At 66.4% G+C, this 24,659-nt stretch carries 17 protein-coding genes; 9 read left to right on the forward strand and 8 right to left on the reverse strand.

Annotated elements, in window-relative coordinates; translation table 11 throughout:
* Nucleotides 1-22: 22 nt before the first annotated feature.
* Entirely contained in the window at nt 23-538 is a 516-nt protein-coding gene (locus AC5P6S_RS01960) for a hypothetical protein (RefSeq protein WP_049396243.1), read from the reverse strand.
* 483 nt (nt 539-1,021) lie between these two features.
* Between AC5P6S_RS01960 and ybaL the strand changes: the two genes are divergently transcribed.
* The gene (ybaL, locus tag AC5P6S_RS01965; protein WP_005414286.1) at nt 1,022-2,719 is read left to right on the forward strand and encodes a YbaL family putative K(+) efflux transporter; all 1,698 of its coding nucleotides are present in this window, start codon (nt 1,022-1,024) and stop codon (nt 2,717-2,719) included.
* A gap of 449 nt (nt 2,720-3,168) precedes the next feature.
* Here the strand turns inward: ybaL and AC5P6S_RS01970 are convergent, their stop codons facing one another.
* Nucleotides 3,169-4,455, reverse strand: coding sequence for an O-acetylhomoserine aminocarboxypropyltransferase/cysteine synthase family protein (locus AC5P6S_RS01970; RefSeq protein WP_049395423.1), 1,287 nt, complete (start codon nt 4,453-4,455; stop codon nt 3,169-3,171).
* Between the two features lie 182 nt (nt 4,456-4,637).
* On the opposite strand from AC5P6S_RS01970, the gene AC5P6S_RS01975 reads away from it, so the two are divergent.
* The 3 genes from AC5P6S_RS01975 to AC5P6S_RS01985 all read left to right on the forward strand — a co-directional run bounded on the left by AC5P6S_RS01975 (nt 4,638) and on the right by AC5P6S_RS01985 (nt 7,602).
* A complete protein-coding gene (locus AC5P6S_RS01975) occupies nt 4,638-5,375 on the forward strand; it encodes a winged helix-turn-helix domain-containing protein (RefSeq protein ID WP_005414287.1) in 738 nt (245 codons plus the stop codon).
* Nucleotides 5,372-6,661, forward strand: a complete 1,290-nt coding sequence (locus AC5P6S_RS01980; RefSeq protein ID WP_049395425.1) for an ATP-binding protein — start codon at nt 5,372-5,374, stop codon at nt 6,659-6,661. The genes AC5P6S_RS01975 and AC5P6S_RS01980 overlap by 4 nt, the downstream gene beginning before the upstream one ends.
* Nucleotides 6,662-6,801: 140 nt before the next feature.
* Nucleotides 6,802-7,602 (forward strand): MipA/OmpV family protein, encoded by an 801-nt coding sequence (locus AC5P6S_RS01985; RefSeq protein ID WP_012481079.1) that lies wholly within the window; start codon nt 6,802-6,804, stop codon nt 7,600-7,602.
* A gap of 72 nt (nt 7,603-7,674) precedes the next feature.
* On the opposite strand, the gene clpB is transcribed toward AC5P6S_RS01985, so the two are convergent.
* Entirely contained in the window at nt 7,675-10,260 is a 2,586-nt protein-coding gene (clpB, locus tag AC5P6S_RS01990) for an ATP-dependent chaperone ClpB (protein ID WP_012481080.1), read from the reverse strand.
* 181 nt (nt 10,261-10,441) lie between these two features.
* On the reverse strand, nt 10,442-11,263 hold the full coding sequence (locus tag AC5P6S_RS01995; protein WP_495204442.1) for a DUF3014 domain-containing protein: 822 nt from the start codon (nt 11,261-11,263) through the stop codon (nt 10,442-10,444).
* Between the two features lie 170 nt (nt 11,264-11,433).
* On the opposite strand from AC5P6S_RS01995, the gene AC5P6S_RS02000 reads away from it, so the two are divergent.
* The gene (locus AC5P6S_RS02000; RefSeq protein ID WP_483723830.1) at nt 11,434-12,144 is read left to right on the forward strand and encodes a glutathione S-transferase; all 711 of its coding nucleotides are present in this window, start codon (nt 11,434-11,436) and stop codon (nt 12,142-12,144) included.
* 79 nt (nt 12,145-12,223) lie between these two features.
* On the opposite strand, the gene AC5P6S_RS02005 is transcribed toward AC5P6S_RS02000, so the two are convergent.
* The 4 genes from AC5P6S_RS02005 to AC5P6S_RS02020 all read right to left on the reverse strand — a co-directional run bounded on the left by AC5P6S_RS02005 (nt 12,224) and on the right by AC5P6S_RS02020 (nt 17,803).
* Nucleotides 12,224-13,828, reverse strand: a complete 1,605-nt coding sequence (locus AC5P6S_RS02005) for a SulP family inorganic anion transporter (protein WP_483723831.1) — start codon at nt 13,826-13,828, stop codon at nt 12,224-12,226.
* A gap of 750 nt (nt 13,829-14,578) precedes the next feature.
* Nucleotides 14,579-16,297 (reverse strand): thiamine pyrophosphate-dependent enzyme, encoded by a 1,719-nt coding sequence (locus AC5P6S_RS02010; RefSeq protein WP_005410779.1) that lies wholly within the window; start codon nt 16,295-16,297, stop codon nt 14,579-14,581.
* A 129-nt stretch (nt 16,298-16,426) separates the two neighbouring features.
* A complete protein-coding gene (locus AC5P6S_RS02015) occupies nt 16,427-17,284 on the reverse strand; it encodes an SH3 domain-containing protein (protein ID WP_495204443.1) in 858 nt (285 codons plus the stop codon).
* 36 nt (nt 17,285-17,320) lie between these two features.
* Entirely contained in the window at nt 17,321-17,803 is a 483-nt protein-coding gene (locus tag AC5P6S_RS02020; protein ID WP_010481551.1) for a DUF3574 domain-containing protein, read from the reverse strand.
* A gap of 215 nt (nt 17,804-18,018) precedes the next feature.
* Here AC5P6S_RS02020 and AC5P6S_RS02025 point away from each other — a divergent pair, with 215 nt between their 5' ends.
* The 4 genes from AC5P6S_RS02025 (at nt 18,019) to otsA (ending at nt 24,631) form a co-directional block, all read left to right on the forward strand.
* The gene (locus tag AC5P6S_RS02025; RefSeq protein ID WP_049395384.1) at nt 18,019-20,454 is read left to right on the forward strand and encodes a TonB-dependent receptor plug domain-containing protein; all 2,436 of its coding nucleotides are present in this window, start codon (nt 18,019-18,021) and stop codon (nt 20,452-20,454) included.
* A 236-nt stretch (nt 20,455-20,690) separates the two neighbouring features.
* Nucleotides 20,691-21,449 (forward strand): trehalose-phosphatase, encoded by a 759-nt coding sequence (gene otsB / locus AC5P6S_RS02030; RefSeq protein ID WP_010481547.1) that lies wholly within the window; start codon nt 20,691-20,693, stop codon nt 21,447-21,449.
* Nucleotides 21,450-21,488: 39 nt separating this feature from the next.
* Nucleotides 21,489-23,270, forward strand: coding sequence for a glycoside hydrolase family 15 protein (locus AC5P6S_RS02035; RefSeq protein WP_029550881.1), 1,782 nt, complete (start codon nt 21,489-21,491; stop codon nt 23,268-23,270).
* A complete protein-coding gene (gene otsA, locus AC5P6S_RS02040; protein WP_049413347.1) occupies nt 23,267-24,631 on the forward strand; it encodes an alpha,alpha-trehalose-phosphate synthase (UDP-forming) in 1,365 nt (454 codons plus the stop codon). Before AC5P6S_RS02035 ends, otsA begins: the two co-directional genes overlap by 4 nt.
* The last annotated feature ends 28 nt before the right edge of the window (nt 24,632-24,659 follow it).

The following is a 24,659-nucleotide window of genomic DNA, read 5'->3' on the forward strand; positions in this document are numbered from 1 at the left end:
GCGAGAAGCACACACGCCGCGCTTACGCCCGGCGATCAGGACGGTCCACCGGAATGCCAACGGAGGCGCAGCGAATCGAATCTCCGGGACCAGAAAAATCCACCGCAAGCTCCAGACCGCTGACCCACCAGATATCCACTTCTCCAGAAAAGCCCATCTCGACAGCGTTCCCTGCACCCAAAGCGCCAAGTCGGTCCCTGATATGTGGACGCGGCATGGAAAAGCTCAGTCCGTGGGGTAGAGATCCAGCGTAGGCCCGCTTGTTTTTCCTGACTCCCCAGAAGATCGCGTCGGTCAGCACCCATGGGCCATCGTCCAAATCGTGATATGGAATGTCCTTCAGCAGGCCGATGTCCTTGAATTCCAACTGCAGCGAACCCTCGCTGTCGGTCCATATTCGCCTTCCGGCCAAGTTGAACGGATAGCGACGGAAGTCGACCTCGCCGATTTCCAGTTCAAGGAGCAACCGGGAAATGGAAGCAGAACTCGTGTCCTGGCCTACCGCCTGAATCACTACGTCAATGTCGGGAAGCTTCATGCGGTCATCCACCCGTGCAGTCTGAAGAGAGCAGGCCCCGCCTGGTTGGCAAGCAGAAGGGGCAATGAGCACATGGTGACGCGTGCGGGGCTCGGGAAAACTTCGGCCAGACCTCAGGCGTCCTGCCCAGAACGCGCGCCACCAGAATGACTTCCCACCCTCGTATGTCGTTGGATCGACTGAAAACCTTGGCGCACAGGGGCAAAGAGTCCTGCGATGGCACCGCCGCGTATCGAACCCATCCCCCTTCCCGTGCCTTTCTCGGGTGGCGTCGGCCTGGCTCCGGTTCACGGTCCAGAGGAACGGGTCACCCCAATTAGGTCCGATCCCGACAGCGCCACCCTCGATCGCCCTGCACACGCCAGGTCGGACGCCGACCACTGATGGCTCCGCCCACGCAACGATCCGATACGCTGGCCGGGTTTGCCGTATGTGGCCGCATCGGTGAAAATCGGGCATCCCCCCGATTTCCTGCGAGTGCCGATGCACCATGACACCGACCTGATCAACATCGTGGCCGTTGGCCTGGGGCTCGCCTTCATCTTCGGCGCGCTGGCCAACAAGCTCCGCTTGTCTCCCCTGGTCGGTTACCTGGTTGCTGGCATCTGCGTAGGTCCGTTCACCCCCGGCTTCGTCGCCGACCAGGCGCTGGCCAACCAGCTGGCCGAACTGGGCGTGATGCTGCTGATGTTCGGTGTCGGCCTGCACTTCTCGCTGAAGGACCTGATGGCGGTCAAGGCCATCGCCATTCCCGGTGCCATTGGGCAGATCGCAGTGGCCACCCTGCTCGGCTGGGGCGTGGCCTCGCTGATGGGCTGGCCGGCCATCCATGGCGTCATCTTCGGTTTCTCGCTGGCCACCGCCAGCACCGTGGTGCTGCTACGGGCGATGGAAGAACGCCGCCTGCTGGAGACGATGCGCGGCAAGATCGCGGTCGGCTGGCTGATCGTCGAAGACCTGGCCTGCGTGCTGGCACTGGTGATGATGCCGGTGATGGCCGGCGTGTTCGGCCCCGACGCGGCCAAGGAATCGCACTCGCTGGGCAGCGTGCTGGCCGACATCGGCTGGACCTTCGTGCAGCTGGGCCTGTTCGTGGCGGTGATGCTGGTGGTCGGGCGCCGGGTCATCCCGTGGATCCTGGAACGCATCGCCGGTACCGGTTCGCGTGAGCTGTTCACCCTGTCCGTGCTGGCGATCGCGCTGGGCGTGGCGTTCGGCTCGGCGATGCTGTTCGGCGTCTCGTTCGCGCTGGGCGCGTTCTTTGCCGGCATGCTGCTCAACGAATCGGAGCTGAGCCACAAGGCCGCGCATGATTCGCTGCCGCTGCGCGATGCGTTCGCGGTGTTGTTCTTTGTGTCGGTCGGCATGCTGTTCGACCCCAACATCATCGTGCAGCACCCGTGGCAGGTGCTGGCCACGGTGCTGATCATCATGTTCGGCAAGTCGGCCGCCGCGTTCTTCATCGTGCGTGCGTTCGGCCACCCGACCAGCACCGCGCTGACCATCTCGGCCAGCCTGGCGCAGATCGGCGAGTTCGCCTTCATCATCGCCGGCCTCGGCGTGGCGCTGCAGATCCTGCCGAAGGAGGGCCAGTCGCTGGTGCTGGCCGGTGCGCTGGTGTCGATCATGCTCAACCCGCTGGTGTTCGGCCTGCTCGACCGTTGGCAGGCCAAGCAGGAGCAGTCTCCGCAGGTACCCGAGCCGCCCGAAGCGATCGGCCCGTCGCGCGACCTGCATGACCACGCCATCGTGATCGGCTATGGCCGGGTCGGCAGCGAACTGGCACAGGTGCTGCGCGACCGTGGCGTGCCGGTGCTGGTGATCGATGACAACAAGGAACACGTCGAGCAGGCGCACGCCAAGGGCCTGGCGGCGATCCGCGGCAGTGCCGCTGCCGACCGGGTGCTGGCCGAGGCCCATCCGGAACGCGCGAAGATCGCGGTGCTGGCGATTCCGCAGCCGCTGGAAGCCGGTGAGGCACTGGCCAAGCTGCGGGCGATCAACCCGGATCTGACCCTGCTGGCGCGTGCGCACAGCGACGCGGAAGTGAAGCACCTGCTGGAACACGGTGCGGATGGCACGGTAATGGCCGAACGTGAGCTGGCGTATTCGCTGGCGGAGATGGTGATGGCCACGCCGCCGTATCGCGGGTTGGGCCAGCACAGTATTCCGGTGGTGTGAGGGGTGTGCGTGCGGCAGGGCTCGCAGCCCTGCACCTGCTGAAGCAACTTCAACTGCAACGGCAAAAGCAGGCCTTCCGTGGGATGGCGGGGTGGGTCCGGTGGCGGGAGACGCCGTAAACCCTTCCATGGGGGCTTGGCCGCGGCATCCATGCCGCGGACACTCCCGCCACCGGACCCACCCCGCCTTCGACAGATTCCTGCGATCTGCCGGAACGGCGTCCTGCTCTGGTAGGTGTCGACCTTGGTCGACACGGCGGTGCATGGGGTCAGATCCATTTTCCACAGGAAAACGGATCTGACCCCGGAAACAAAAAAATCCCCGGTCGACCCGCATCGACCGGGGATCTGGATCGCCACGTTGCCACGCCTTGGAGAGGCAGTTCCACCGTAGCGCATCGCGGCACCGGTGGTGATCGCCTGTAGCGATGACGACCAAGCGTGTGGCTATCAGGCGCCGGCCAGGGCCTGCTCCAGGTCGGCACGCAGGTCGCCGATATGTTCGATGCCGATCGACAGCCGCACGGTGTCTTCACTGACGCCGGCCTTGGCCAGCTCCGCCGCATCCAACTGGCGGTGGGTGGTCGAGGCGGGATGGGTGGCCAGTGACTTCGCATCGCCCAGGTTGACCAGGCGGGTGAACAATTTCAGCGCGTCAAGGAAACGTGCGCCTGCCTCGCGCCCGCCCGGCAGGCCGAAGGTCAGCACGCCCGAGCCGTGCCCACCCAGATAGCGCTGCGCGGCGGCGTGCTCGGGATCGTCGGCCAGCCCGGCATAGCGCACCCACGCCACCTTTGCGTGTGACTTCAGGAACTGCGCGACGGCCAGTGCGTTGGCGTTGATGCGTTCCATGCGCAGGGCCAGGGTCTCGATGCCCTGCAGGATCAGGAACGCATTGAACGGCGACAACGCAGCGCCGGTATTGCGCAGCGGCACCACCCGCGCCCGGCCGATGTAGGCCGCTGGCCCCAGGGCTTCGGTATAGACCACGCCGTGGTAGCTGGGGTCGGGCTGGTTGAGCCGCGCGAAGCGTTGGGGCTGTGCGGTCCAGTCGAAGCGGCCGGAATCGATGATCGCGCCGCCGAGGCTGGTGCCGTGGCCGCCCAGGTACTTGGTCAGCGAATGCACCACGATGTCGGCGCCGTGCTCGAATGGGCGCAGCAGGAACGGCGTGGCCACGGTGTTGTCGACGATCAGGGGCACGCCAGCGGCGTGCGCGACCTCCGCAATCGCAGCGATGTCGGTGACGTTGCCGCGCGGGTTGCCGATCGATTCGACGAACACCGCCTTGGTGCGCTCGTCGATCAGCGCGGCGAACGCAGAAGGATCAGCCGGATCAGCAAAGCGCGCCTGGATGCCGTACTGCGGCAGGGTGTGCGCCAGCAGGTTGAAGCTGCCGCCATACAACGCGCTGGAGGCGACGATGTTGTCGCCGGCCTCTGCAATGGTCTGGATGGCATAGGTGATCGCCGCCTGCCCCGAGGCCAGCGCCAGCGCGCCGATGCCACCTTCCAGCGCGGCCAGGCGCTGCTCCAGCACGTCGGTGGTGGGATTCATGATGCGTGTGTAGATGTTGCCCGGCACCTTCAGGTCGAACAGGTCGGCGCCATGCTGGGTGTCATCGAAGGCATACGCCACCGTCTGGTAGATCGGCACCGCCACCGCGCGGGTGGTCGGGTCGGGACGGTAGCCGCCGTGCACGGCCAGGGTTTCCAGTTGCCACTGCGGGTCGCTCATTGCGCCAGGCTCCATCCGGGGAAACCGCCACCATAGGCCAGCCGTCGCCCGCCGCTGAAAGCTGCTGGCGATGACGTCCATACCGGGGGTTATCAGGTTGGCCGCGATTCAGGCAGCGGTCACGGAGCGTTGATAGGCTTCGCCGCCGGGCGCTCCTGCCCGGGCACGGAGGCCCCACGCGCATGCAGCCATCCCCCTGGACACCCACCGCCAACGGCACCCCGACCCAGGTCTTGTTGGTGGAGGACGACCGTCGCCTGGCCGAGCTGGTCAGCGACTATCTCCACGAACATGGTTTCGCCGTGCAGCATGTGGCACGCGGTGACCTTGCCGGCGCGGCCTGCCGCCAGCATGCGCCCGAGCTGGTGGTACTGGACCTGATGCTGCCCGGCCTCGGCGGCATCGACGTGTGCCGGCAGATCCGCAGCTTCTCCGACGTGCCGATCCTGATGCTGACCGCCTGCGAAGACGACATCGAGCAGGTGCTGGGCCTGGAATCGGGCGCCGATGACTATGTGCACAAACCGATCGAGCCGCGCCTGCTGCTGGCCCGCCTGCGCGCCCTGCTGCGCCGCCGTCATGGCAGCAGCAACACCGGTACACCCAGCCGTCTGATGCATGGCGAACTGCTGATCGACCGCATGCAGCGCGAAGTGCACCTGCACGGTCAACCGGTCGAGCTGGGCACCACGGAATTCGAGATCCTGTGGCTGCTGGCCAGCCAGCCGGGGCAGATCCTGTCGCGCGACCAGATCCTGCAGGCGGTGCGCGGCATCGGCTTTGACGGCCTGGACCGCAGTGTCGATGTCAGCATCGGCAAGCTGCGCCGCAAGCTCGGTGATGATGCGCGCGAACCGCGGCGGATCAAGACCGTGTGGGGCCGTGGCTACCAGTTCAATCCGTCGGCCTGGACGGCATGAAGCGGCTGTTCCTGTGGTTGTGGTTTATCACGGGTGCCTGCTTCCTGGTGTCGGTGTTCTTCCTCAACCACATCCTGGACGGCATCTACACGCCCGTGCAGGATCGCGTCTTCGTCCAGCAGGTGCGTGGTCAGGTGTACGCCCTGCGCAGTGGCCTGGCCGGCCTGGATGCCGACCAGCAGCGTGAGCGCCTGAAGCAGTGGCAGCCACACTACGGCATCGCCCTGACCCTGCTCGACAAACCTCCCGCACTCGACGCGCAGGAACAGGTGGCCGTGAAGGCCGATGGTTTCATCGTGCGCGATCAATACCAGCAGGTCCTGCTGCCCATCGAGGGCAGCGATGGCCGCTGGCTGCACCTGCGCCTGCCTGGCGCGGTGCAGATGACGACGTACATGACCATCGCCGCCTACCTCAGCATCCTGCTGCTGGTGGGCGCCAGCCTGTACGCGTGGGTGCGCCTGCTCTGGCGCGACCTGGAAGCGCTGCGCCGGCATGCCGACCGCATCGGTTCGGGCGATCTGCAGGCACGTGCGCAGGTCTCGCCACGCTCGCAGATCCGGGTCATCGTCGACCACTCCAACCGCATGGCGGCACGCGTGGCCGAACTGGTGCAGCGCCAGCGCGACCTGACCCATGCGATCTCGCACGAGCTGCGCACGCCGATCGCGCGCGTGGCCTTCGGCCTGGACCTGATGCAGGACAGCGATGACCGCGAACGCCGCGAACGGCTGGCGCGGGGCCTGCACGGTGACCTGGCCGAGCTCAACCGGCTGGTCAGCGAACTGCTGGCTTACGAACGGCTGGAGCATCCCAGCGAGGGCGAACCGATGCAACGCATCGAAGCCAACGACTGGCTGCAGGCCTGCCTGGCCGATGCGCGCCGTGATGCCGAACGTGCCGGCGTGATACTGCGCGTGCAGCCCAGCGCGTTGCCGCGGGTGGATGCCGAACCACGCCTGCTGCAGCTGGCACTCAGCAATCTGGTGGGCAATGCGCTGCGCCATGCGCGTTCGCAGGTGGAAGTCTCGCTGGTCGGTGTCAGCGGCCGCGCCTGCCTGCGTGTGGATGACGACGGTCCCGGCATTGCCGAAGCCGATCGCGAGAAGGTGATGCGCCCGTTCACCCGCCTGGACGACAGCCGCAGCCGCGATACCGGGGGCTTCGGCCTGGGCCTGGCCATCGTCAGCCGCATTGCCGTCCGCCACGGCGGCGAGCTTCGCATCAGCCGCGCCACGTTGGGCGGCGCGCGCATGGAAATGCACTGGCCGCTGGCTGCCAGCTGAACGCCCCTGGGCGCGATTACAGTTGATTACAACTCCCGCACAACTGCGGACGGATCGGTCGCCGGCGTATCGCCACGCTAGCGACCCTGCAGCACTCGCCGGATGCGCGTGCTGCCTTCCTCCCATTGTCGAGAGTTTCCATGTCCCAGCTTCGCCGTTCCCCCGCCCTGCTCTGCCTGGCCCTGTTGCCGCTGTTCGCCGCACCGATCGCCCACGCCAAGGATGACCACTGGACCTTCGAGGTCGCTGCCGGCGGTGGCGTGGCGCCGCGCTACAGCGGCAGCGAGGAGTATCGTGCGACGCCGTCGTTGTCCTTTGATGTCACCTCGCCGGGTGGATGGTTTCTGGGCACCAGTGGCATTGGCTGGGGCACCTCCATCGGCGAGCACACCCGCGTGCGCGCGTATGTCGGCGCCAGCGGCATCCGCAAGGAAAAGGACTCGCTGCTCGGCGGTTCCGACTTCCTGCGCGGCATGGGTGATATCGATGCCCGTCCCCTGGTCGGCGTCTCGGCTGGTTATACGCTGGGCGAAGCCGTGCTGAGCGGCTCCTGGCAGTTCACCCGCAAGGACGAGGACAAGGCCGAGAACGGCCTGGCCACCCAGCAGATCCATCTGAACCTGAGCATGCCGCTGTTCGACCTGGCCGGCGGCGTGATCAGCGGCAGCGTGTCCACCGACTACGGCAACCGCGGCTACATGCAGACCTGGTACGGCGTCAGCCCGGAACAGGCGGCGCGTACCGGCTTTGCCGAGCACAAGCCAAAGGCCGGCCTGGTCAGTGCCGGTGTCGGCCTGAAGTGGAGCCACCGCGTGGGCCGCAACGGCAACTGGTACATCTCGGCCGAAGGCACGCGCCTGCTCGGTGATGCCGCCGACAGCCCGATCGTGCAGAAGGCGAACCAGTTCGGCTTGATGAGCGGCTATACGCACCGCTTCTGAGTGAGCGCCGGGCATGGCCCGGCCCACTTCGCAGGAAACGGGGCGCTGCGGCCAGGCGGCGCCCCGTGTGAATCACGCTTTGGCGAACACCAGGCGGCCGCCGTCGTTTCCGACTTCGATGGTATCGCCGTTGACGAAAGCACCCGACAGGATCTGCTGTGCCAGCGGATTCTCCAGCTGCGACTGGATTGCACGCTTCAACGGGCGCGCGCCATAGACCGGATCGAAGCCGACGTTGCCGAGCAGGTCGAACGCCGCATCGGAGACCGCCAGCTTCAACCCGCGCTCGGCCAGCCGCTTCTCAAGCCCACGCATCTGGATGCGCGCGATCTGCTTGATCTGCTGCTTGTCCAGCGGGTGGAACACCACGATGTCGTCCAGGCGGTTGATGAACTCCGGACGGAAGTGCGCCTGTACCACGCCCATCACCGCCGCCTTCATCTGCGTGTAGGCCTCCGGACTGTCGTCGGCGCTCATGTCCTGGATCTGGTGCGAGCCCAGGTTCGAGGTCATCACGATGACAGTGTTGCGGAAGTCCACGGTACGGCCCTGTCCATCGGTCAGGCGGCCATCGTCCAGCACCTGCAGCAGGATGTTGAACACATCCGGATGCGCCTTCTCCACTTCGTCCAGCAGTATCAGCGAGTACGGACGGCGACGCACGGCCTCGGTCAGGTAGCCACCTTCCTCGTAGCCGACGTAGCCCGGAGGCGCGCCGATCAGGCGGGCCACACTGTGCTTCTCCATGAATTCGCTCATGTCGATGCGGATCATCGCGTCGGCACTGTCGAACAGGAATTCGGCCAGCGACTTGCACAGCTCGGTCTTGCCGACACCGGTCGGGCCGAGGAACAGGAACGAGCCGGCCGGGCGATTCGGATCGGACAGGCCCGCACGCGAACGGCGCACGGCATCGGAGACGACCTTGATCGCTTCTTCCTGGCCGACCACGCGGTTGTGCAGCACCTCTTCCATGCGCAACAGCTTGTCGCGCTCGCCTTCGAGCATCTTGTTGACCGGGATGCCGGTCCAGCGCGATACGACCTCGGCGATCTCCTCGTCGGTCACGCGGTCCTGCACCAGCTTGAAGTCCTTGTGCTCGGCCTCCTGGGCCGCGGCCAGCTGCTTTTCCAGCTGCGGCAGCAGCCCGTACTGGATCTCGCTCATCTTGGCGAAATCCTGGCGGCGCTGCGCGGCCTCCAGCTCCAGCTTGGCCTGCTCGACCTGTTCCTTGATCTTGGTCGCGCCCTGCAGCGCGGCCTTCTCCGACTTCCAGATTTCATTGAGGTCGGAGAACTCGCGCTCCAGCCCGTCGATGTCGTTTTCCAGGTCGGCCAGGCGCTGCCGCGAGGCTTCGTCCTTCTCCTTCTTCAGCATCTCGCGCTGGATCTTCAGCTGGATCACCCGGCGCTCAAGGCGGTCCAGCTCTTCCGGCTTGGAGTCGATCTCCATGCGCAGTCGCGAGGCGGCTTCGTCCATCAGGTCGATGGCCTTGTCCGGCAGCTGGCGGTCGGTGATGTAGCGGTTGGACAACGTCGCAGCCGCGACGATGGCCGGATCGGTGATCTCCACGCCGTGGTGCACGGCGTACTTTTCCTTCAGGCCGCGCAGGATCGCGATGGTGTCCTCCACCGACGGCTCGCCCACGAACACCTTCTGGAAACGACGCTCCAGCGCAGCATCCTTCTCGATGTACTTGCGGTATTCGTCCAGCGTGGTGGCGCCGATGCAGTGCAGCTCGCCGCGTGCCAGCGCTGGCTTCAGCATGTTGCCGGCATCCATCGCGCCATCGGCCTTGCCGGCGCCGACCATGGTGTGCAGTTCGTCGATGAACAGGATGATCTGGCCTTCGTTCTTGGCCAGGTCGTTGAGCACGCCCTTCAGGCGCTCCTCGAATTCGCCGCGGAACTTGGCCCCGGCAATCAGCGCGCCCATGTCCAGCGACAGCACGCGCTTGCCGCGCAGGCCTTCGGGCACTTCGTCGTTGATGATGCGCTGGGCCAGCCCTTCCACGATCGCGGTCTTGCCCACGCCGGGTTCGCCGATCAGCACCGGGTTGTTCTTGGTCCGGCGCTGCAGCACCTGGATGGTGCGGCGGATTTCCTCGTCACGGCCGATCACCGGGTCGAGCTTGCCGCTCTCGGCACGCGCGGTCAGGTCGATGGTGTATTTCTCCAGCGCCTGGCGCTGTTCCTCGGCATTCTCCGACTGCACGTTCTCGCCGCCGCGCAGCTTGTCGATCGCCGCCTGCAGGCGGGTCTTGTCGGCACCGGCGGCGCGCAGCGCCATGCCCAGCGTGCCGCCGTCGTCCAGCGCCGCCAGCACGAACCACTCGCTGGCAATGAAGGCATCCCCGTGCTGCTGGGCCAGCTTGTCGGTCTGGTTCAGCAGGCGCCCCAGGTCGTTGCCCATCGAGACGTTGCCAGCCTGGCCGGACACCTTCGGCAGCGCATCCAGCGCCTCGGTCAGGCGCTCGCGCAGCACCGGCACGTTCACCCCGGCCTGGGCCAGCAGCGGACGCGTGCTGCCGCCCTGCTGGTCCAGCAGCGCGCTGAACAGGTGAACGGGTTCGATGATGCTGTTGTCGCGGCCCACGGCCAGCGACTGTGCGTCTGCCAGCGCCTGCTGGAAACGCGAGGTGAGCTTGTCCATCCGCATTGCGAATCCTCATCGGTCATCAGGGCCGGCCCGCGCCGGCGATGCTGGAAAGATGCGGTTGCCCCACCCGGTTTCAAGGGTGGCTGCGACTGCACCCCGAGGCCAGTCAGGCTTCGGCCAGCATGCCGGAACCGGTGTGGTCGGCGCGTTGATCCCGATCAGTTCCACGCGGTGAACGGGCTCAGCGGGTGATCGCGCTGCGGATCGCCCGCAGCTGCTGCTTGACCGCCCGCGCCTGGGCGGCATCCATCCGCAGCAGCGCCTTCTGCCCGATCGAGCGCGACTGCAGGGTGGGATCGACAAAGCGGTAGCGGCCGCGTTCATCGCGCTGTACCACTGGGGGCTGGGCCAGTTCCGGGGTGTCCAGCAGGTGGTCGATCACCGCGACCAGGCGGTCGTTGAAGTACCCGTCGGGCCGGCCCAGGTCCACATAGGCCTGCTGGATCAGCGGATAGAAGCGCTTGTAGGCGGTGGCCGTTGCCGCCGGGTCCAGCGCGGTGAAGGCCTGCACGTAGGGCGCGTAGCGCGCCGCGTTGCTGGCGGCGATGCGTTCGCCGCCCTCGGCGGGTTCGACCTGCAGGTTGCCCGGCAGCGGCCGCGCGGCCAGCGCAGTCGGCGGCACGCTGGGCTTGTCCAGGTTGTCGACCTGGGTGACCAGGCGCTGGATCAGATGATCGCGCAGCAGCAGGGTCAGTGGCCCCTCGCCCTGGAGCAACTGGCTCAATGCACCCCAGGCGGCCGTATCGCTGTCAGCCAGCTTGGGCAGCGCCGGATCGGCGGCGGCCTCGGTATCCAGCGGATGCTTGATCGCGGGCGGTGCTGGCGCGGGTTCCGCGGCCGCCTGCGGTTGTGGCGGCGCGCCGGTACTGGCGGGGGTTGATTGCACCGGCACCGAAACACCGTCTGCCAGGCGCTTCAGCTGATCGCGGAACAGCCAACCACCGGCACCACCGATCACCACCACGCCCAACACCCAGGGCCATACCGCCTTTCCACTCTGCATGATGCAGCACCTCGTTTCACACGCATGATGAAGGTGTGACCCCACCGATTGCAGCCGGTTCCCCGCCTGTTCCGCTGCCGTTCGGGTTGAGGCCTGCAGCAAGGCCGTGCTCACACTTGCTTTGCATGCAGCGCGCGAGGCTGTGAGCCTTGTTCTGTGGAGGCACTGCCATGCAGTACGCGCTGTATTACTGGACCGGCATCCAGGGCCGTGGCGAGTTCGTGCGGCTTGCGCTGGAGGATGCCGGTGCCGACTACATCGACATGGCGCGGGAGCACGGCGATGCGGTGATGCAGCCGTTTCTCGATGGCGGCAGTGAAGGTGCGCAGCCCTTCGCGCCGCCATTCCTGAAGGCGGGTCGCCAGGTCATTGCACAGGTCGCAGCGATCCTGGATTTTCTCGGCCCGACGCTGGACCTGGTGCCGCAGGCGGCCTCACGGCGGGTGCAGGCGCTGCAGTTGCAGCTGACCATCGCTGATCTGGTAGCCGAGGTGCACGACACCCACCATCCGATCGCCGCATCGAAGTACTACGAAGAGCAGAAGAGCGAAGCCAAGGCACGGGCCGCCTCCCTGCGTGGCGAACGGCTACCGAAGTTCCTCGGCTACTTCGAGCAGGTGCTGGCTGCCAATGGTGGCCGCCACGCACTGCGCGAACATTCGTATGTGGATCTGTCGCTGTTCCAGCTGCTGAGCGGGCTGGACTACATGTTCCCACGCCGGATGCAGGCACTGGCGCCGACCCTGCCCCTGCTGCGTGCGCTGCAGGAGCGGATGGCCAAGCGGCCGAACATCGCCGCCTATCTGGCCTCGGAGCGGCGGTTGCCGTTCAACACCAACGGTATCTTCCGCCACTACCCGGAACTGGATGGAGAGCGGTAGTGCCGGCCGCTGGCCGGCAGCTGCACGATCCGACCGAAGCCCTTGAGGATGCCGGCCAGCGGCCGGCACTACCGTTGGGTCAGTTGTTTTCACCCAGCGGCTGCACCGGCTGCTTCTGCAGCGAAAGCAACCCCAGCAGCAACGCCAGTGCCACGTAGGCACCAGCGAACTGCCAGCTGATGATGCGCGCCAGGCCGTCCAGCTCCCACGGCAGGTAGATGCCACCACGCGGATCCACCGAGTGGATCAGGCCGAACAGGGTCAGCACCGCAGCCACCAGCAGGAAGCCGCAGGCACGGCACAGGCGGCCATCGACCATCGCCGCCACCGCCGAAATCCACAGCATCGAGGTGATGATGAAGCCGTTGCCGAGGGTGAAGATCACCGCCAGCTCGGGCAGGCCATGGCCGTCGAGCTTGGTCAGCAGCGGCGGCAGCTGGTCCGGCGCGATCCAGCCGGGTGCCTTGATCGCCAGCAGGTACGCCACCGACGGCAGGAAACCGAACACCATCGCACCGGTGTGGTGACGCGGCGTGGCCTGGAAGGCCTGGGTAGTGATATCGATGGCCACGTACACGATGATCGGTGCCAGCACCGCCAGCGGCAGCCACTGCACCAGCCCGGAGATGATGCCGAGCATGCCGCCGATGCCGACGAACAGGCCGGTCAGCAGCGTATAGCCGCTGCGCGCACCCATGTGCTTGTACGCCGGCTGGCCGATGTAGGGCGTGGTCTGCGCCACGCCGCCACAGACGCCGGCCACCAGCGTGGCCACCGCTTCCACCAGCAGGATGTCGCGGGTGCGGTAGTCGTCGCCGGCTGCGCGCGCGCTTTCAGAGACGTTGATGCCGCCGACCACCATCAGCAGACCGAACGGCAGCAGCAGCGGCAGGTAGGTCATCGCGGTGGGCAGGCCGTCGAGGAAGCCCAGTGTCGGCAGCGGCAGCACCGCCTGCGGCGGCACCCACTCCGGTACATGGAAGCCGGGTGCGCCCAGCCCGGCCAGGCCGAGGCCGTAATACAGCACGGTGCCGAACACGAAGGCCAGCAGCACGCCCGGGCCACGCACCGGCAGCTTGCCCTTGGCAATCAGCACGTACAGCAGCAAACCGAGCGTGGTGAAGCCGACCAGCGGCGAGCGCAGCGTTTCCAGCAGCGGCAGCAGGCCCATCAGCACCAGCGCGATGCCGGCGATGGAACCCAGCAGCGCGGCTCGCGGCAGCGCGCGGGTGACCGCTTCGCCGAAGAACGACAGCACGAACTTGAGCACGCCCATGATGACCAGCGCGGCCATGCCCAGCTGCCAAGTGGCGATGCCCGCAGCATGCGGGTCCATGCCCTGCTGCTTGAACGCGAGGAAGGCCGGGCCGAGCACCAGCAGCGCCATGCCGATGCTGGTCGGTGCATCCAGACCGAGCGGCATGGCGGTGACGTCGTCGCGGCCGGTACGCGCGGCCAGCCGGCGCGCCATCAGGGTGTACAGCAGGTTGCCGACCAGCACGCCGAAGGCGGTGCCGGGGAACATGCGGCCGAACACCACGTCGGCGGGAAACTGGAAGATCCCGACCAGGGCCATGGCGATGAAGCCGAGGATGGAGAGGTTGTCGACGACCAGGCCGAAGAAGCCGTTGAAGTCACCGGCGACGAACCAGCGACGCGGTGCGGCGGAAGCGGGAGCGGACATGGAAGGGGCGGTGGGGGTGGGGACCGCCGATGGTAGGCCCAGCGGGGCCAGCGTGCCAATTCCGTCGCGGAATGATGGGTTCCAGCCAACGGCCGAGCCCCTCGTGGCTGGGTTGGTCGCGGACGGCGGACCTCAGGGGGTGGGCCGGGCGGGTAGGCTGCGCAGGGGGCGCTGCAAGTACGTCCCTGTAAGCTCGGTCGCCGCATCCATGCGGCTCACGCCCCTGCGCAGCCTACCCGCCCGGCCCCTGACAGTTTCCTGCGCGTGCCAGCCACGGAAGAGAATCAAAAGATCAAAAGCAAAGGCACGCTCTCGTTGTAGCGCCGAGCCCATGCTCGGCTGCTGTACGCGAGGCCTCTGAGCCGAGCATGGCCAGGCTCTACAGAAGATCATTCCGATCATTCATTCGTTCATCCACGCATGGCGTGGATCTACCGTGTCGACCAAGGTCGACACCCATCAGGCACCGGCCATGCCATTCCGACAGATCGCAGAAATCTGTCGAAGGCGGGGTGGGTCCGGTTGCGGGGGTGTCCGCGGCACGGATGCCGCGGCCAAGCCCCCAGGGACGGGTTTACGGCGTCCCCCGCAACCGGACCCGCCCTGCCATCCCACGGAATGCCCGCTGTTGCTGTTGCTTCGGTTGTTGCTGTTGCTTCGGTTGTTGCTGTTGCTTCGGTTGTTGCTGTTGCTTCGGCTGTTGCATTGGCCTCTGCGGGTGCAGGGCGCAGCCCTGCATCGACCACCCCCTCACTTCTTCAGGAAGTTGTCCACCAGCAGATGCTTCACGTCGTCGAAGCGGCCGTTCAATACCGCCTTGGCTGCATACAGCGCGGTACCAGCCACCTGCTTGGCCTCGATCTGCGGCGGCATCACCAGCTCGGCGCGGCTGGTATGCACGTCCAGCAGCGCCGGGCCACGCTGCGACAGGAAATCCTGCACCGCTTCTTCCAGATCCTCGCTGCGCGTCACCGTGCGGCCGTGGAAGCCGATCACTTCGGCAAGGCGGCCAAAATCCGGGTTCTTCAGGTCGGTGTAGTTGTCCAGCAGGCCTTCCACCTTCTGCTCCAGCTCGACGAAGTTCAGCGAGCCATTGTTGAACACCACCACCTTGATCGGCAGGTTCTCCTGCACGGCCGTCAGCAGGTCGCCCAGCAGCATCGCCAGGCCGCCATCGCCGGACAGCGAAATCACCTGCCGGCCGGGGAACGCCTTCTGCAGGCCCAGTGCCTGCGGCATTGCATTGGCCATCGTGCCGTGCAGCAGGCTGGTCAGCGTGCGGCGGCGACCGTTGACGCGGATATGCCGCAGCACCCAGACCATCGGCGAGCCGCCGTCAGCGGTGAACAGCGCATCGTCGCTGGCGTACTTCGACAGCAGCGCGGTCAGATGCTGCGGGTGGATCAGCTCGCCCTCGCCCGGCTGTTCTTCCTGCTCGCGCTTCTTCAGCGCCTTGTCGCGACGTTCGATACATTCGTCCAGGAAACTGCTGTCCTCGCGCGGCGGCAACATCGGCAGCAAGGCATCCAGCGTCGGTGCGATATCACCGACCACGCCCAGGTTCACCGGGTGGCGGCGGCCGAGATGGCTGCCATCGCGGTCGACCTGGATGATCGTGGCCTTGTCCGGGTAGAACTGGCCCCAGGCGAAGTCGGCGCCGAGCAGCAGCAGCGTGTCGCACTCCATCAGCGTGTGGAAGCCGGATTCGATGCCGAAGATGCCGGTCATGCCCATGTTGTACGGGTTGTCCGGCTCGACGAAGTCCTTGGCGCGAGAGGTGTGCGCGATCGGTGCCTGCAGGCGCCGGGCCAGTTCCAGCAGCTGTGCGTGCGCACCCTGGCAACCGGCGCCGGCGTAGATGCCGATGCGCTTGCCCTGCCCCAGCAACTCGGCGATGCGCTGCAGCTCAGCATCCGACGGGCGCAGCACCGGCTGGGTGTAATGCACCGAGAACGGCACATCGTGCTTCACTTCGGCCTGGCTGATATCGGCGGGCAGGATCACCACCGCCACGCCACGGCGGCTGATCGCGGCCTGGCAGGCCAGGGTGACCACGCGACGCGCCTGCTCGGCGCTGTGCACCTGCTCGCAGAACACCGAACAACTGGCGTACACCGCCTTGAAGTCCACTTCCTGTGGGAATTCCATGCCCAGCTCGCTGGTCACCACCTGGCTGGCGATCAGCACCATCGGCGCGCGGTTGCGGTTGCTCTCGAACACGCCATTGATGAAATGCAGGCTGCCGGGGCCGCAGGAGCCGGCGCAGGCGGTCAGTTCGCCGCTCACCAGCGAATCGGCGCCTGCGGCAAAGGCTGCTACTTCCTCATGCCGCACATGCACCCATGCGATCTCGCTGCCATGCATCGCATCGGTCACATGGTTGAGCGTATCGCCCACGATGCCGTAGCAACGGCGGACACCGGCCTGCTGCAGGGCGTCCACCACGATTTCGGCCACACGCTTGCTCATCGGATACATCCTCGAACGGGGGAACATCCGAGGCTAGACCCGATGAAGTGATGCCTCCGCAAAAAAGGGACGGAGGGAATCAAGTCGTATGTGCCGCAAACGACTTGATTCCCTCCGTCCCCTTTTTCTTCAATCGTTGACGTTGATCCAGCCTTCCACCGCGCCCTGCTTCGGGTTGCGGTAGCGCAGCTTCACCCAGCCGTCCTGTTCATCCAGCAGTTCCACGCGATCACCCTGCACCAGGTAGCGTTTGGTGCTGGACGCGCCGGGTCGGTCGAACAGGAACAGGCGCGCGGGTACCACGGTGGCCTGCTGCCCCTGCAACGGCCCGTCCGGCGGTGCGCCCAGGCCATCGGCGATGGCACTTTCCAGCACACGGCCGGCCGGATCATACGTGCGCCAGACCGCCAACGGGCCCTGCTCGTCGGTCTGTTCCCACTGCAGCGCGGCGTTCAAGGTATCGCCCAGCATCAGCACGCTCTCAGAGCGGTACAGATGGAGCTTCGCGCCTGCAAACCGGTACTGGTCGGTGTACCACATCGGGCCACTGCGGCAGCTGCTGGTCAGGGTTCGATTGGCAGCATCCACGCTCAACCCCATCAGGTCACCGCAACTGTCCTTGCCGTGAGTGTCGGCCTGCAGCGCGCGGAACCCCGCACTGGCCGGATCGAACCGGTACACCGTCACCGCTTCGTTGACCATGCCCACCGAGGCGCGTGCGACCAGTTCCGGGTAGCCATCGAAATCGACATCTTCGAGCGACCATCGCGAACTGCCATCGGCATCCGCCACGCCCTCAAGCGTCTGGCGCTTGCCCGACGGTGACAGCTGCACGGCGATGCTGCCGTCCTGCTGCGGATCGGCATGCGTCTGCACATGCGCGGCCACCTGGAACCGCAGCGTTTCGCCGTCGTCGCCACTTGCCTGCGCCGACGGTGCCAGCACTCCCGCCAGCACCAGGCCCAGCACGCATTCCCTGTAATTCATCATTGCTCCCTGCGACACCGCGGCGGCACCTTCAACTCAGAACGATACCTCGACCGGCTGCCGCGACCACAGCACCGATTGATGCTTGGTCTGCTGCTTCCACGCCAGGCGGATCGCTTCGATGTCGGCGCGGCGCTGCGGGGTGTCCTCGTGCAGCACCACCAGCACCTTGGTGCGCAGGCGGTTGGGCGCGGCATCACCGCGGAACAGCCATTGGCCATAGGCATCGAACACGGTCAGGCCATCCGGGAAGCGCGGAGTGACTTCCTTGTCCAGGAAGGTGCGCCACTGCGCCTCGCTGATGGTATCGGCCTGCGGGCGGTTGCCGGCGCCCTGCTCCTCGCCCACGCCGAAATACAGCTCGCTGCGCACCCAGCCGTGGCCGGCGGACGGGCGTGCAGCATCGCCCTTCAGTTCGGCGGTGGTGGCCGTGGCATAGGCGCTGGGCGCCTGCGAGGACAGGCTGGCGCAGCCACTGGTGGCCAGCAGCACGGCGAAGACGAGGCCAAGGTGTTTCATCGGTACAGCTCCGGGGAAGGGGGACAAGGCGAGCCGGCAGCGTACAGCGCCACCGGCCCGGCGTGCTGATGCCAGCAGGGCATCAACTCATGCCGGACCGGCAGGGGCTTGCATCGGCACCGGTCATCACGCGAAGATAATATATCGCTTCATCCGGATGGATGTAAGTGAAACCATCTCCCCCCTTCCCCGTCGTCGTTGTTGCTGGAGCCCCCATGTCCGTCCGCCTGCCCGCGTCGCCGCTCGGCCTCGCCATCGCCCTCGCGCTTTCCTCCGCCGCCGTCCCGGCCCTGGCCCAGGACGCCACCAACCTGGACACGGTGATCGTCACCGGCACCCGTGCCGCCGACCGCACCGTGCTCGAATCCACCTCGCCGGTGGATGTGCTCACCGCCGAGGACATCCGCAAGGCCGGCGTGGTCAACGGCGAGCTGGGCAGCGCGCTGCAGGCGCTGTTGCCGTCGTTCAACTTCCCGCGCCAGTCCAACTCCGGTGGCGCCGACCATGTGCGCGCCGCACAGTTGCGCGGCCTGTCGCCGGACCAGGTGCTGGTGCTGGTCAATGGCAAGCGCCGCCACCACACCGCGCTGGTCAACACCGACAGCAAGATCGGCAAGGGCACCACCCCGGTTGATTTCAATTCGATCCCGGTCAGCGCGATCAAGCGCATCGAAGTACTGCGTGATGGCGCTGGTGCGCTGTATGGCTCGGATGCGGTGGCCGGTGTGATCAACGTGATACTCGACAACGGCGGCGACGGTGGCGAGATCGAGGCCAGCTACGGTGCCAACCACACCGACCTCAAGCCGATCGGGCGTACCCTCACCGACGGCCAGACCGGCAACATCAGCGCCAAGGTCGGCACCTCGCTGGGCGAGGACGGCGGCTTCCTGCGCGTCGGCCTGGAATACAAGCACCGCAACGGCACCAACCGTGCCGGCTTCGACCAGATTCCGCCGTGGGACCAGACCCCGGGCAACCTGGCGCTGCAGGGCAAGCGCAACTATGTGCTGGGCGATGGCAAGAGCAAGGACATCAACCTGTGGCTGAACACCGAGATCCCGGTGGGCCAGACCTCGACATTCTATGCATTCGGCACCTTCAACCAGCGCGATACCGAAGGCGCAAACTACTTCCGCTACCCCGATGGCGATGCCAACTGGAAGCAGGTCTATCCGAATGGATACCGGCCGATCTCCGAGGGCGAGAACCGCGACGTGCAGGCCGTGGCCGGTGTACGCGGGCAGTGGGGCGAATGGAGCTACGACGGCAGCCTGGACTACGGCCAGAACGACTTCACCTACCGCCTGCGTGATTCGCTCAACGCCTCGCTGGGCCCGACCAGCCCGACCCGCTTCAAGACCGCCGATTACGAATACGCGCAGACCGTGGGCAACCTCGACCTGAGCCGCGTGTTCACCCAGAGCGACAGCATCAGCCACACGCTCGGCCTGGGCGTGGAAGCACGCCACGAGCGCTACCAGACCCGTCCCGGCGACCCGGCCAGCTATGCGGCCGGCCCGTACACCGACCGCCCGACCGGTTCGCAGGCCGGTGGCGGCCTGACCCCGCAGGACGCGGCCACCCTGTCGCGCGATGTCGCCAGCGCCTACGCCAGCCTGTCCAGTCAGTTCGGCGAGAAGTTCTCCACCGATCTGGCCGCGCGCTACGAGCACAACGACGACTTCGGCGGTGAACTGACCGGCAAACTCGGCCTGCGCTATGAGTTCACCCCGGCGTTCGCGCTGCGCGGTGCCATCTCCAACAACTTCCGTGCGCCGTCGCTGGCACAGATCGGCTACGAATCCACCTCCACCGGCTACAACGCTGGCGGCCAGCTGGTGCAGGGCCGCCTGTTGTCGGTCAACAACCCGATCGCGCGTGGCCTCGGTGCGCAGAACCTGAAGCCGGAGAAGTCGATCAATACCTCGCTGGGCTTCACCAGCCGAATTGGCGAGCACTTCGACCTGTCACTGGACTTCTTCCAGATCGACATCGACGACCGCATCGCGCTGTCGGAGAGCATCACTGGCGACGCACTGACCGACTATGTGGCCGCCAACTACGGCGTCAGTGGCCTGCAGAGCGCCAGCTTCTTCGTCAACGCCGCCGACACCCGCACCCGCGGCGCCGAACTGGTGAGCAACTGGCGCCAGTCGCTGGGCGATGGCCAGCTGCTGCTGACCGGCACCTACGCCTACACCAAGACCACGCTGAAGAACGTGCTGGCTACGCCGGCACAGCTGCGTGCACTGAATCCGGACTACGTGCTGTTTGGCATCGAAGAAACCAACACGCTTACCGATGCCACGCCGCGTACCCGCGGCAGCTTCTCGGCCGCATGGAGCAACGACCACTGGTCGCTGAGCACCCGTGTGAACCGCTACGGCAGCGCCACCCGCGTGTTCAACTTCGGTGACGGCTACATCCCGCGCCAGACCTACCAGGCCGAGTGGCAGCTGGATGCGGAGGTCGAATACCGCATCACTCCGCGCTGGAGCGTGGCCATCGGCGGCCAGAACCTGACCGACAACTACCCGGATCGATCCAACAGCGATATCCACTACTTCGGCAACCTGCCGTATGACGTGCTGTCGCCGATCGGCAGCAACGGCGCGTACTACTACGGCCGCGTCCGCTATACGTTCTGATCGCATTGGGTAGGTGCGGACCGTTGGTCCGCACGACACGGTAGTGCCGGCCGCTGGCCGGCAACTTCGTGATCCGGGTGCGGATCTGCTTTGGGTGGGTGCGGACCGTTGGTCCGCACTGTTTGAGCTGGATGCAGGCTGACCTGCCGTGCCGACCAACGGTCGGCACCCACCGAAGCAAGGCCGTAGCCTGCCCTCGACCCCGCGTACACGCCCACGCTGGCAAGCTGGGCGTCATGGCTGAACCGCTCCCCCTGCGTCCGCCACCGCCATTGCTGGACGACGCCTGTGCGTTGTTCCTCGATGTCGACGGCACCCTGATCGAATTCGCTGCGCGCCCGGATGCCGTGCAGCTGCTGCCGGATGTGCGTGAAGCCATCGGCCGCATCAGCGACCGCCTGGAAGGTGCCGTGGCACTGGTCAGTGGTCGCCCGCTTGAACAGCTGGATCAACTGTTCGCTCCCCTGCAACTGCCTGCCGCTGGCCTGCACGGCCATGAACTGCGTGGCCAGGATGGTCGTGTGCTGCGTGACGAACACGATGACGACACCGCCGAGTGGCTGCACGCACTGCACCAGCAGGCGATGCGCTTCGCCCACGGCCATCCCGGCGTGCTGGTGGAAGACAAGGGCGTCGGCCTGGCCCTGCACTGGCGCGGCGCGCCGCATGCCGCCAGCGATGTCCGCGCCTTCGCCGACCGCCACGTGCGTGGCCGTGCCAGCTACCGCCTGCAACCTGGCGACCATGTGGTCGAGTTCGTGCCTGTCGGCACCGACAAGGGCCGTGCCGTGCGCCGGATGATGCAGTACCTGCCCTTCCGCGGCCGCCTGCCGGTGTTCCTCGGTGACGACCTCACCGATGAATTCGGCTTCGACGCCGCCAACGTCCAGCATGGCTGGAGCGTGCTGGTGGGCGAGCGGGAACCGAGCAAGGCGGTGTTCGCGCTGCCCGACATACGCAGCGTGCACGCCTGGCTGCGTGAGAATGCCTATTGACCCGGCCACCCCACGGCCGCAACCGAGATGTACCGCGTGATGACCCAACCCGATCTTGATCTGGGCGTGGTCGGCAACGGCAGCTTCGGCGCCCTGGTCGACAAACGTGCCCGCGTTGTCTGGAGCTGCCTGCCCACCTTCGACGGCGACCCCACCTTCTGTGCCCTGCTCGGTCCCAACCAGCAGACCGGTGGCGACTTCGCCATCGAGCTGGAGGACTTCGCGAGCAGCGAGCAGGAATACCTGACCAACACCGCGATCCTGCGCACCGTCCTGCGCGACGCGCACGGTGGCGAACTGGAAATCCTCGATTTCGCCCCGCGCTGGCGCCAGAACGACCGTTTCTACCGGCCGGTCAGCCTGATCCGCCAGGTGCGTCCGCTGGCCGGCAGCCCGCGCATCACCGTGCGTGCGCGACCGCTGGCGGACTGGGGCGCACGCGTGCCGGAGTCCACCTGGGGCAGCAACCACGTGCGCTGGATCCTGCCCGAGCATGTGCTGCGGTTGACCACCGATGTACCGGTGCGCTTCGTGCGCGACGGTCTGCCGTTCGTACTCAACCATCCCATCCACCTGATCCTGGGCGTGGATGAATCGCTCAACCGCTCGATCAGTGGCTATGTGCAGGAAGCCTTCCAACGCACCCGCGACTACTGGCGCGAATGGGTGCGTTACCTGTCCATTCCGCTGGAATGGCAGGACGCGGTGATCCGCAGTGCGATCACCCTGAAGCTGTGCCAGTACGAGGACAGCGGCGCGATCATCGCGGCAATGACCACCTCCATTCCGGAAGCCCCGGGCAGCGTGCGCAACTGGGACTACCGTTACTGCTGGCTGCGTGATGCCGCTTTCGTGGTGCGGGCGCTGAACCGCCTCGGCGCAACACGCACGATGGAGCAGTTCCTCGGCTACATCTTCAACCTGGCCACCACCGACGGCACGCTGCAGCCGCTGTATGGCATCGGCTTCGAAGCCAAGCTGGACGAGGACGAAGTACCCAGCCTGTCCGGCTACCGTGGCATGGGCCCGGTGCGACGCGGCAACCTGGCCTGGGTGCAGCGCCAGCACGATGTCTACGGCAGCGTGGTGCTGGCGTCCACGCAGCTGTTCTTCGACCGGCGCCTGCAGGACCCGGGTGATGCGCACACCTTCGCCCGCCTGGAGCCCCTGGGCGAACAGGCGTTCGCCCTGCATGACGTACCCGATGCCGGCCTGTGGGAATTCCGCGGCCGCACCGAAGTGCATACCTATACCAGCGCGATGTGCTGGGCCGCGTGCGACCGCCTGTGCAAGATCGCCGTGCGCCTGAAGCGTGATGACCGCGCCCGCTACTGGCGCGAGCGCGCCGACACCATCCACGCGCGCATCATGGCCGAATCCTGGAGCGAGGAGCTGGGCCACTTCACCGATACCTTCGGTGGCCATCGGCTGGATGCCTCGCTGCTGCTGCTGGCCGATATCGGCTTCATCGACGCGCTGGATGCGCGCTTCATTGCCACCGTCGATGCCATCGGCCGCGACCTCAAGCATGGCAATTCGCTGTACCGCTATGTCGCGCCGGATGACTTCGGCGAGCCGGAAACCAGCTTCACCATCTGCACCTTCTGGTACATCGATGCGCTGGCGGCAATCGGGCGCATGGACGAAGCACGCGAGATGTTCGAGCTGCTGCTGAAGCAGCGAAACCATCTGGGCCTGCTGTCGGAGGATCTGGCCTTCGACAGTGGCGAGGCCTGGGGCAATTTCCCGCAGACCTATTCGCACGTCGGCCTGATCACCGCCGCGATGCGCCTGTCGCGGTCCTGGCAGGAGGCATCGTGAGTCGTCTGGTCGTGGTATCAAACCGTGTGGCCGTGCCCGGCGAGAACCGCGCAGGCGGCTTGGCGGTCGGCCTGCTGGCCGCCCTGAAGGAGCGCGGCGGCCTGTGGTTCGGCTGGAGCGGCAAGACCGTAAAGGAAGGCAGCGGCACGCTGCACCGGCAGAAGGACGGTGACATCGACTACGTCACCATGGACCTGAGCAAGCGCGAAGTCGATGGCTACTACAATGGTTTCGCCAACCGCACGCTGTGGCCACTGCTGCACTTCCGGCTGGACCTGGTCGACTACGACCGCGGCACCCGCGAGACCTACCACAAGGTCAATGCGCTGTTCGCCGACAAGCTCGCGCCATTGCTGCGAGAGGATGACATCGTCTGGATCCACGACTACCACCTGATCCCGCTCGGCGCACTGCTGCGCGAGCGCGGCATCGGCTGCCGCATCGGCTTCTTCCTGCACATCCCGATGCCGTCGGCCGACCTGCTGCAGGCGATGCCCGACCACCTGCGGCTGTTCTCTGCGCTGTATGCCTACGATCTGGTCGGCTTCCAGACCCAGCGCGACGCTGATCGCTTCCAGACCTACCTGCGCCTGTTCGGCGGCGGCCGCGTACTCGACAACGGCGAGCTGGAAGCACCGGGCGGGCGCCGCTTCCGTGCCGCTGCCTTCCCGATCGGCATCGACACCGAGCTGATCGCACGGCAGGCCGGCACCGCCGCCACCAAGGCCGCGGTAAAGAACCTGCGCAACAGCCTGCGTGATCGCCAGCTGGCGATCGGCGTGGATCGCCTGGATTACTCCAAGGGCCTGCCCGAGCGCTTCCTCGGCTTCGAGCGCTATCTTGAGCGCCACCCGGACCAGCGCGGCTCGCTGACCTACCTGCAGATCGCGCCGGTCTCGCGCGGCGATGTCACCGAGTACCGGCAGCTGCGCAGCCAGCTGGAACAGATCGCCGGCCACATCAACGGTGGCCACGCCGAGCCGGACTGGACGCCGCTGCGCTACGTCAACCAGAACTTCACCCATGCCACCCTCACCGGCTTCTACCGGGCGGCGGCGGTCGGCCTGGTCACGCCGCTGCGCGACGGCATGAACCTGGTGGCCAAGGAGTACGTGGCCTCGCAGGACCCGGAGGATCCCGGCGTGCTGGTGCTGTCACTGCTGGCCGGCGCTGCCGACGAACTGAAGCAGGCGCTGCTGGTGAACCCACATGATCTGGACGGCGTGGCCGACGCCATCGCCACGGCAGCGACGATGTCGCTGAGCAGGCGCAAGGAGCGCTGGCACGCGATGATGGAACATCTGCGTACCTACGACATCAACCACTGGCGCCGCAGCTATCTGGACGCGCTGGAAGGTTGAGGAAAAAAGGGGACGGAGGGGATCAAGG

The sequence above is a fragment of the Stenotrophomonas sp. YJH_SMC_119 genome (assembly GCF_059368315.1).